Origin of the sequence: Pseudobutyrivibrio sp. ACV-2, assembly GCF_900107545.1 — a bacterium.
GTDB lineage: Bacteria > Bacillota > Clostridia > Lachnospirales > Lachnospiraceae > Pseudobutyrivibrio.
Genome location: NZ_FNQZ01000034.1, coordinates 1 through 8,328, shown reverse-complemented (window position 1 = coordinate 8,328; position 8,328 = coordinate 1). Strand labels below are relative to the sequence as shown.

General features: G+C 36.6%; 15 protein-coding genes and 1 pseudogene. All 16 read left to right on the top strand.

What is annotated here, in order from left to right; all coding sequences use genetic code 11:
• Window positions 1-385, top strand: a pseudogene (locus BLV53_RS17180) (GNAT family acetyltransferase); the annotation flags it as partial.
• 151 nt (window positions 386-536) lie between these two features.
• The gene (locus BLV53_RS17770; RefSeq protein ID WP_334292411.1) at window positions 537-665 is read left to right on the top strand and encodes a helix-turn-helix domain-containing protein; all 129 of its coding nucleotides are present in this window, start codon (window positions 537-539) and stop codon (window positions 663-665) included.
• Between the two features lie 202 nt (window positions 666-867).
• Complete coding sequence (locus BLV53_RS16500; RefSeq protein ID WP_090302723.1) at window positions 868-1,107, top strand: DUF6870 family protein; 240 nt, start codon at window positions 868-870, stop codon at window positions 1,105-1,107.
• Between the two features lie 328 nt (window positions 1,108-1,435).
• On the top strand, window positions 1,436-2,053 hold the full coding sequence (locus tag BLV53_RS16495; protein WP_090302722.1) for a hypothetical protein: 618 nt from the start codon (window positions 1,436-1,438) through the stop codon (window positions 2,051-2,053).
• Window positions 2,054-2,070: 17 nt separating this feature from the next.
• Window positions 2,071-2,721: a hypothetical protein gene (locus BLV53_RS16490; RefSeq protein ID WP_090302721.1), complete on the top strand. Its 651-nt coding sequence runs from the start codon at window positions 2,071-2,073 to the stop codon at window positions 2,719-2,721.
• A 216-nt stretch (window positions 2,722-2,937) separates the two neighbouring features.
• Window positions 2,938-3,135, top strand: a complete 198-nt coding sequence (locus tag BLV53_RS16485; protein ID WP_090302720.1) for a helix-turn-helix domain-containing protein — start codon at window positions 2,938-2,940, stop codon at window positions 3,133-3,135.
• Window positions 3,136-3,161: 26 nt separating this feature from the next.
• A complete protein-coding gene (locus BLV53_RS16480) occupies window positions 3,162-3,968 on the top strand; it encodes a PD-(D/E)XK nuclease family transposase (protein ID WP_242879140.1) in 807 nt (268 codons plus the stop codon).
• A gap of 402 nt (window positions 3,969-4,370) precedes the next feature.
• The gene (locus tag BLV53_RS16925; protein ID WP_170830915.1) at window positions 4,371-4,526 is read left to right on the top strand and encodes a DUF1016 N-terminal domain-containing protein; all 156 of its coding nucleotides are present in this window, start codon (window positions 4,371-4,373) and stop codon (window positions 4,524-4,526) included.
• A 210-nt stretch (window positions 4,527-4,736) separates the two neighbouring features.
• Window positions 4,737-5,204: a hypothetical protein gene (locus BLV53_RS17175; RefSeq protein WP_170830916.1), complete on the top strand. Its 468-nt coding sequence runs from the start codon at window positions 4,737-4,739 to the stop codon at window positions 5,202-5,204.
• Window positions 5,182-5,466 (top strand): winged helix-turn-helix domain-containing protein, encoded by a 285-nt coding sequence (locus BLV53_RS16470; RefSeq protein ID WP_090302718.1) that lies wholly within the window; start codon window positions 5,182-5,184, stop codon window positions 5,464-5,466. The genes BLV53_RS17175 and BLV53_RS16470 overlap by 23 nt, the downstream gene beginning before the upstream one ends.
• A gap of 156 nt (window positions 5,467-5,622) precedes the next feature.
• The gene (locus BLV53_RS16465; protein WP_022785432.1) at window positions 5,623-5,817 is read left to right on the top strand and encodes a helix-turn-helix domain-containing protein; all 195 of its coding nucleotides are present in this window, start codon (window positions 5,623-5,625) and stop codon (window positions 5,815-5,817) included.
• Between the two features lie 29 nt (window positions 5,818-5,846).
• Window positions 5,847-6,071, top strand: a complete 225-nt coding sequence (locus BLV53_RS16460; protein ID WP_022785433.1) for a DUF3791 domain-containing protein — start codon at window positions 5,847-5,849, stop codon at window positions 6,069-6,071.
• The gene (locus BLV53_RS16455; protein ID WP_090302717.1) at window positions 6,068-6,622 is read left to right on the top strand and encodes a DUF3990 domain-containing protein; all 555 of its coding nucleotides are present in this window, start codon (window positions 6,068-6,070) and stop codon (window positions 6,620-6,622) included. The genes BLV53_RS16460 and BLV53_RS16455 overlap by 4 nt, the downstream gene beginning before the upstream one ends.
• Window positions 6,622-6,861 carry a hypothetical protein gene (locus BLV53_RS16450; protein ID WP_090302716.1) on the top strand — a complete coding sequence of 80 codons (240 nt, stop codon included), beginning with the start codon at window positions 6,622-6,624 and terminating at the stop codon, window positions 6,859-6,861. The genes BLV53_RS16455 and BLV53_RS16450 overlap by 1 nt, the downstream gene beginning before the upstream one ends.
• 153 nt (window positions 6,862-7,014) lie before the next feature.
• Window positions 7,015-7,524, top strand: coding sequence for a GrpB family protein (locus BLV53_RS16445; RefSeq protein ID WP_090302715.1), 510 nt, complete (start codon window positions 7,015-7,017; stop codon window positions 7,522-7,524).
• 431 nt (window positions 7,525-7,955) lie between these two features.
• The coding region (locus BLV53_RS16440; protein WP_242879139.1) for an MATE family efflux transporter at window positions 7,956-8,328 on the top strand (373 nt) is incomplete at its 3' end.

Genomic DNA, 8,328 nt, shown 5'->3' with positions numbered 1-8,328 from the left:
TGGGTATTTTACACTTGCTATAAAAACTATTCGTGTGAATGCGGATGTGTTTAGTAAAAATGTTAACAAAAAGATTGGTAGAGTTAGCGATTTGGATCAGGAGAACAATACATATACATTATCTGCGTATCTAATTGCACAGCTTGGAAAGAATTATTCAGATAATATGAACGAAAAGATAGAAGGTAGACAATTGTTGCAGGCTGCTGTAGAGACAATTAAGATGTTGCAATATATGGCCGGAGGAACAGTTTGCTTTCTTGAAGCGGAAGAAAAACAAAAACTACTGGATTTTTACGAGAAAGATAATTCATTTAAACGATTTGCTACTAGAGAATCTAAGAATGATGGACACAAGCTTATTCAGTTATTAAAAGTAATTTAGTGCTGGTACATAGATTACTTAGGTTTAATTAGAGAGGCATTGGGTTGCCTGACCCCTTTACAGAATTGTTACAAGAATGAAATATTAATGGGTGAACAGAATAAGGAGCTTTGGCGGAAACTAAGGCTCCTTGTTTTGGAAAAAGTTGAGGATGAATGTTATGAAATACGAGAATATTGAACTACTCAGATTACAACATGAGCTGATACAACAGGAAGTAGCAGATGTCTTGGGGTGTCAAAGAGAGGTCTATAGGAGATACGAAAAAGGAACCAGATAAATGCCGGTGAGCGTAGCGATCAAGCTGGCGAAGTTCTATCTGGTATCTCTGGACTTTTTACTGGATCATAAAGATGATGAATTATAAGCGGCAGGATGCTCCTGCCCTTATTTTTTGCCCTTTTTTCAGATCACGTAAGGGGTAAAAAAATATCCCAAGACTTATAGAGAACAAGAAATAAGCACTAAAGGGTGGTGATTCTATGAGTATTGAGGATATGAAAAACGTGGATGTTCGGACAGTGGATCGTGATAGCCTTGTAGACATCAATGAGATAAATATTGATGAAAGCCTGCCTCCAAAGGAACGGGCAGAAGAATTTCTCAGGCAGATTAAAAATCCATATTGCTTCCGCGTGGGGAAGGTTGTTGTGAAGAATGTTTACAGCGATGACGGTGTATCCCTTCAGGAGCGATTCGAGCAGTTTGCCAGGACATTGTAAGAAGTCCTTGGACATGGGCTGAAGAATGAAATTCAAAGCAAAGAAGACAGATATATATTGAGGTTTTTATTAAGAATGACTTTTGGTCCAGTGGACCAGAAGTCATTTTTTTTGATACGCAGTAGTATTTGATTTCAGGCGAAGCATGATACGGGCGACATAGGAGCACGGAGTATTTTGCGTAAAGTGGTTGTAACTTTAGGCGTATCCCGGTAATGAAAGGCTGAAGTGGCAAGTAGCGACCGTACTTAATGCGGCGAGGCTTTTTAATGAAGTAGTTGATAGTGACCGATATGACGATGTGATCTGTTCCTGGTTTTCCGGGTTATTGGAATCAGAGGATTTATCAATAAGAAAATCCGCAGCGGAGGCTCTTTTTCATTTTTATTACAGAAAAGAGGATTATCAAATCGCTGAAAGATATCTATTATACTATTCAGAAGACAACCCGGAACGTAAACTGATGCAGGCAAATATATATGCAAAAACCGGAAAGATCAATGAGGCTTATGTGGCATATGAAGAAATGATGCTTGCAGAAGTGAATCAGCTTCGCATTATTATGAATGCGTTACAAATCCTATGTGAAGAAGATGGTGATTTTGACCTGGCTCACAGGGTGGCAGATGCCAGTAGTGATGTAGCAAAATGTTTTGACATGGGTGTTTATCAGGAAATATCAATGCAGTTAGAGCTTGCTGCTTATGAGAAAAATATTGATGAAACGGCTAGGATTATGGAGAAACTGATTAGTAATTGTGATTCCATATCAGATTTTACCAAGTCAAAACTGTTTTCACACCTTTCTTTCAAGCAATACGGTAAAGATTTTTACGAGGATTTACGTTCGGATCTAGTCAAAAGATTCTGTGATGAAGAGACTTTTGGATATATGAGTGGTAATATTTATTGGGAGACTTTAAAAGACAAAAGTCATAAAGAATAAAGATGGGGAATTATTTAATGAAAAAGGTATTGTCTGCAATAACTATATTGAGTCTTAGTATAGGATTACTTGGTTGCGGAAAGAATCTCTCGCTATCAGCGAATACTTCTGAGGATGAGCAGATCCAGTTTCCGGAAGTGCATAAATGTTCATTCGTATCATTGACAGAAGATTATGATGAGGAAGAGCAAGAGTGGTATTTAGATTCCAATACATTCAGGCATACCATGAAATATGATTTAAATGATTTTTATCGCCATAATGACAACTATGAAGCAATATATCGAACATATAAGAATGTCAAAGGAAACAGTTCGAATTATTCAACCAGTAGTGTAAACCAAGGCCTGGATGGGCTTAAGGAGCAAGCTGCCACATTAGAACACTATCACTTCATTGTACTTGATCTTGCGGGTGACGATTTGCTGCCTAACAGCGAAAAGGAGTATCAGACACTGGTTTTTGATGTGGAAACAGGAGATTACTGGACTGGGAATAGTAGCGATGAATTAACTGTATATGGGAAATGCATCGATGATGAGTATAGCGCTGATTCGGATCTGATTGAGTATGTTGAGGGAAAATGGCCTGTTCCGGAATACATGACTTTTTATGAATACTTATGTTCTATGGATTGGATGCCAGGTGGAAAATTGGATGATTTGTAATTTATAGGAAGATGTTATAGTTATATAGTAGACCTTCAGGAACTGCTTTCTGAAGGTCCTTTTATGTTATTGGGCGACTGATGTCATGGCTACGAAAGAATCACCACACAGAGATAAGGCATAAATAGACTATTTCATAGAGATAAACATTTTGATCGTGTTGATGCAATGCATAAAATGTGATATTATAATATCACATGGACGAGGTGATATTGTATGGATATTGCGAATGAGGTTAGAAACCTTAGAGATGAAATGGGTATGAATCGTAAAGAATTTTGTGAGTACTATGCTATTCCATATAGGACTATGGTTGATTGGGAAGCAGGTAAACGAAAGATGCCGGAGTATCTTTTTAGATTGATGGAGTATAAGGCACGGATCGAGCAGTTAATCTCCTCTGATGGGAATTGACTTAAGAGAAAAGGAAGGTTTATTACTTGGAAACAGAGCAGCAAAGAAAAGAACGAGAGCGGCAGGAGGATCTGCAGAGGCTCAGAGGATTAAGGCCAATAGATGATGATTTCATGAGATGCCTTTTTAGAGAAAATATCCCTCTGACGCAACATGTACTTAGGATATTAACTGGTAAGTACAATCTGACGATTACAAATGTAGATACACAGGCAGATATGAAGAGACTCGTAGGAGCTAGGTCAATTTGCCTGGATGCATATGGTACCGATGATGATGGTAAGAAATACGATATGGAAGTTCAGAGAGCTGATAAAGGCGCAGGAGCTTACAGAGCAAGATATCATTCAAGTGCCATGGATATAGATAATTTGGATGCGGGACAGGAGTTTGAGGAGCTTCCGGAGACATATACAATTTTTATTACAGAGAATGATATTTATAAGAAAGGATTACCTTTTTATCCTATAGAGCGCGTGAATATGGCAACTGGAGATTTGTTCGGTGATGGAGAGCATATTCTTTATGTAAATGGTGAATATCGCGGAGAAGATGAGATAGGGAAGCTAATGCATGATTTTTCTTGTTCGGATCCCGATGATATGTTAAACCAGGATCTTGCAGATAGGACAAGGTATTTTAAAGAGACAGAGGAAGGAGTGGAAGCCGTGTGTAAAGTAATGGAAGAGATGAGAAATGAAACTTCAGTGAGAACATATATTGAGGCTTGTATTGATTTCGGAATCAAGGACAAAGAAGAGATTATAAAGAAACTTCTTGAGAAGTTTAAGTTCTTGACTAAGACACAGGCTGAGAAATATTTCCCTCAGTGATAAATGCTTTTTGGGTACACTTTGGGTACAGTAGCATTTGAACGATATGAATGCAACATCAAAAGCGTATCAAATGATACGGAAATAGAATGTAATAAAGCAATAATCATGGTATGAAAGATAAGTGTAAATGAATTAGAATAATACCAGCATTCTTGCAAAGCTAGTATTTATAAGGTTTTGAAAGGTGTGCTAAGGTGTAGTGACAATAAAATGACAATACACTTTGAAAATTTGGTGTTATTTTAGAGTAAATAGCAAACTATAAATCAGTTCATAAAATGAGCCGTAGTGAATGTATTCAATACATTTGCTACGGCTTTTTGTATGGTTATTTATTTGACTTATGCTTTTTTTCAGCAGCTTGTTTTTAGCGAAATATTTATACGTTGGAGGACTGGTATGGATCAGAAATATAGAGATGCGGTACAGCTTATTAAGACGGCAATACTTCAAAGTCAGTATGAAGCTACGAAATCTGCAAATGAAAAACAGTTAATGCTTTATTTTGGCATTGGAAAATATATTTCGCTTAATTCAAGAAATGGTCAACTCTAGATACATCGAATAACGAAAACTATAATTTGGCAGAAGCTTCTGCCAAATTTAGAATCATTTTTAGCTTTAATAGGAAATTTCTCCTTCGTCCCTCAGGAGAAATCTTGATAGAAGAAAAGCCCGCGCGGAGGCGGGCATAAAAACAAGAAGTGTTGCTAGAAGATATAAAAACCATCTTCTCCCACTTCATCTTCTTCAAGGAAGTAGTGCATGTCTAGTAAATCATCATCAGTCATGGATTTGATATCTGATGCAGTCATTCCTTCAGGAGGATTTTTGATATATTTAGTTCTTATTTCATCTACAGGATTTGAGTTACTAATAAGAATCACCGCCAAGTTTTTCTATGATTTAGGCGTTTCGCAAACGCCTAAAATAAATATATTATGGAGGAGCGAAGAGTTAATTGATGTTTTGCCAGTTGTTGTTGCTTTATTTATGACGGGAATACTTACAAAAAAGAGAATAATAACAATATGTACGGCAATATATAGTATAGTTTACTTCGTGTTATTCTTGAGTATGAAGGAAATGCCCTACGGAAATCTCGGTGGAAAAGGAACGCTTATTCCTATTAGTAGTGTAAGTGTAAGATGCCTGATGATATTTGGAATGATTATTCTAGGGCTGTATCTAAAGATAGGAGCAAAGAACAATGGAGATACATTCAATACCTGAAGCTTTTCAAACTAAGCTTAGACTGGCTATCCTATCGTCACTTTTGACTGGTAAAAAGAGTTTCCGAGAGTTGAAAGAAATCACATCATCAACAGATGGCAACCTTGGAGCTCAAATTAAGAAACTCGATGAATTGGGATATGTGGAGATAGAAAAAGCTTTTGTAAATAACAAACCTCAAACAACATGCGATATCACAGCGTTCGGCAGAGAACAATTTAAAGAATATGTCGAAATGCTTGAAAAACTTCTAAAACAATAAAACTGACTGTCATGTCACGTAAAATGTTGTTAATTATTCATATTAGACTAAAAAATATCTGCACTTTGAGATGAAAAATCTCGGAGTGCTTTTTTAAATATTGATGCAATGCGTTAAAAGTGCTATTATAGTATTGATAGAAATGGGTGATACGATATGGATACAGCGAATGAGATAAAAAAATTACGAACAGATATGGGAATGAATCGCAAAGAATTTTGTGATTATTATAATATACCGTACAGGACTGTTACTGACTGGGAAGCCGGAAAACGTAAAATGCCGGAGTATGTCCTGGAACTTATGGAATTTAAGGCAGATGTTGAGCAGTTAAAAACTGCCAACACATGAGATATTTGATGTTAAGGAGGACTTCTGTTATGAGTATGAGAGATAAAGAAGTACTTAATATGCAATTGGTATTAATACCGGTTTTAGCAGAAGCTTGGAAGAAAACATATTCTGAGTTATCGGATCTGCTCAAGAAATATGATGTATTGAGTTATATTGATGTTTGCTATGAAAATTACAATTCTACCGGGAATCAGGGCATTATCGATGATTTACAGGACTATATAGAAATGCAGGGAGGTAGAGTTAGTTGAAGCCTTTGTATCATGGAACGATATATGATTTTGAGGAGATAGATGTATCAGCCGGAAAAGGTTATAAGGATTTTGGCAAAGGATTCTATGCCACCGCAGTTCCTTCACATGCGGAGAGGCTTGCAATCAGAAACAAGAGCATTGCAGAGAAACGCCAAAGCTTTCTCAAAAACAAAAAGGGAATAAAGATACAGCCGATTGTAGCCTACAGATATAATCTTCTGTTCAGTGAAGAAACGGCTGAATTAAAGGTTAAGGTATTTGAAAAAGCTGATAAGGAGTGGCTGCGCTTTATCCTTCAAAACCGTAAATGTAATGGTTGTATGCATGATTATGATATTGTGATAGGCCCTACAGCGGATGCTGAAACAACTACAATTATCAATGAATACTATGATGAACTGGAAGAATCAGGGTATTCCGATGAAGTATGCGATAAGGTAATTGCGGAGTTGAAGCCTGAGAATTTACCTAAACAGTACTTTTTCAGAACCCCGGAGGCAGTGAACACCTTGAGCTTTGACAAGGTGAAAAGGCAGGTGATTGGATAATGATTACAGGTGCTGATCAGAAAAAGGCTATGCGAAATATAGCGGCATTCCTTGTAGAATACATTATGAACGATAAAGGGTGTTCCAGGGATGAAGCTGTCGAGTTTTTGATTAAGACAACAGTATATGCGGCTTTGATGGATGAGGATACGGATCTTTATCTGGAATCACGAGAAGCCGTATTAGATATACTAAAGGAGGAACTGGCCGGAAATCCATACAGATTATTACAGTTATAAAAAACCGTTTTGGGTACACTTTGGGTACAATAGCATTTGAACGGTATGAATATATTGAAAAACGTATCAAATGATACGCACAAGAAGTACGAAAAGAATAGAAAAAAACGGTTTGAATTTCCCGAGTAAATGAGTTGGAATAAAGGACATAAAATGAAAACTAAACACGTAGTAGTACTTCCATATGATGAGAAATGGAAGCAAGATTTTGAAGATATAAAGAATGAACTCATGAAGGTGCTTGCAACTTTCGTAAATGCAATTGAGCATGTAGGTAGCACATCTGTTGAAGGACTGGCTGCGAAGCCAATTATAGATATAGATGTGGTGGTTAAGCCAAATGATGTAAAACGAGCCATTGCAGCTTTAGAAAGCATTGGTTACCTTCATGAAGGTGATCTAGGAATTGAAGGGCGTGAAGCTTTTTCATATGAAGAAAAAGAGCATTTGCAGACACATCATTTATATGTATGTCCAGAGGATTCAGCAGAGTTGAAAAGGCACTTAGCATTTAGAGATTATTTAAGAAGTCATCATGATGCTAAAGAAAAGTATGGAAATGTGAAGCTTGAGGCCGCTAAGCTGTTTTCAGATAATATTGATAAATATATGGAGTATAAAGCACCTGTGATTAAGGAAATATATGCTGATATGCACATGTAGCTCTGTACACTTTGGAAATCTGGTATTATTTTAGAGTAAGTAGTAAACTTTAAAACAGTTCATAAAATGAGCCGTAGTGAATGTATTCAATACATTTGCTACGGCTTTTTGTATGGTTATTTATTTGATTTATTTCTCTGCAGCTTTTTTAACATCGCGTTCTCGAAAAAAAAATTATCCAATGCTTCAGAATAGTAGAATTAAATATTGTATTCTGCGGAAGAACTATTACTGAAAGTTTTGATATAGTATAATTTGCAGTACATGATTTTATAGTTTGGTTTCCATAAAATCCCCTAGAATCTGTAAGTTAACTAAAGCAACAATATTTTTGACGGATGGTCACATTTTTATGTGAAATCTAGGAACTATTATTTAATAGGCAACACTGATTTTTATGTTATTATTTTACATTAAAGTGAGGACACAAAATGACAGCTACTGAAAACAAGGATTTCATAAAACATTTAATAAGGATTGCATTACCTATAGCCCTACAATCTTTGATGCTTGCGCTGGTTGCAGCAGCAGATGCTCTGATGCTTGGTCGAGTGGAGCAAAATCAAATGACTGCAGTTTCTTTGGCGACACAGATTCAGTTTGTTCAGAATATGTTTCTTTCATCAGCCACAGGTGCTGGGGCGATACTTGGAGCTCAGTACTGGGGCAAAGGAGATAAGAAAACCTTAGAAGACATTTTTAATCTTATGCTGTGGTTTTGCGGCATTGTGTCTATTGTTTTCTTTCTGTTGTGCGAGCTGTGTCCTCAGAGCCTGATGCATATTTTTGCCAGTGATAGTCAGT

What these genes read in the sequence shown, in the direction of transcription:
- BLV53_RS16460 (WP_022785433.1), top strand. Translation starts at nt 5,847, where the DNA reads ATGAGTATGAGAGATAAAGAAGTACTTAATATGCAATTGGTATTAATA.
- BLV53_RS17175 (WP_170830916.1), top strand. Translation starts at nt 4,737, where the DNA reads ATGTCTAGTAAATCATCATCAGTCATGGATTTGATATCTGATGCAGTC.
- BLV53_RS17770 (WP_334292411.1), top strand. Translation starts at nt 537, where the DNA reads ATGAATGTTATGAAATACGAGAATATTGAACTACTCAGATTACAACAT.
- BLV53_RS16465 (WP_022785432.1), top strand. Translation starts at nt 5,623, where the DNA reads ATGGATACAGCGAATGAGATAAAAAAATTACGAACAGATATGGGAATG.
- BLV53_RS16485 (WP_090302720.1), top strand. Translation starts at nt 2,938, where the DNA reads ATGGATATTGCGAATGAGGTTAGAAACCTTAGAGATGAAATGGGTATG.
- BLV53_RS16445 (WP_090302715.1), top strand. Translation starts at nt 7,015, where the DNA reads ATGAAAACTAAACACGTAGTAGTACTTCCATATGATGAGAAATGGAAG.
- BLV53_RS16470 (WP_090302718.1), top strand. Translation starts at nt 5,182, where the DNA reads ATGGAGATACATTCAATACCTGAAGCTTTTCAAACTAAGCTTAGACTG.
- BLV53_RS16490 (WP_090302721.1), top strand. Translation starts at nt 2,071, where the DNA reads ATGAAAAAGGTATTGTCTGCAATAACTATATTGAGTCTTAGTATAGGA.
- BLV53_RS16500 (WP_090302723.1), top strand. Translation starts at nt 868, where the DNA reads ATGAGTATTGAGGATATGAAAAACGTGGATGTTCGGACAGTGGATCGT.
- BLV53_RS16450 (WP_090302716.1), top strand. Translation starts at nt 6,622, where the DNA reads ATGATTACAGGTGCTGATCAGAAAAAGGCTATGCGAAATATAGCGGCA.
- BLV53_RS16925 (WP_170830915.1), top strand. Translation starts at nt 4,371, where the DNA reads ATGGATCAGAAATATAGAGATGCGGTACAGCTTATTAAGACGGCAATA.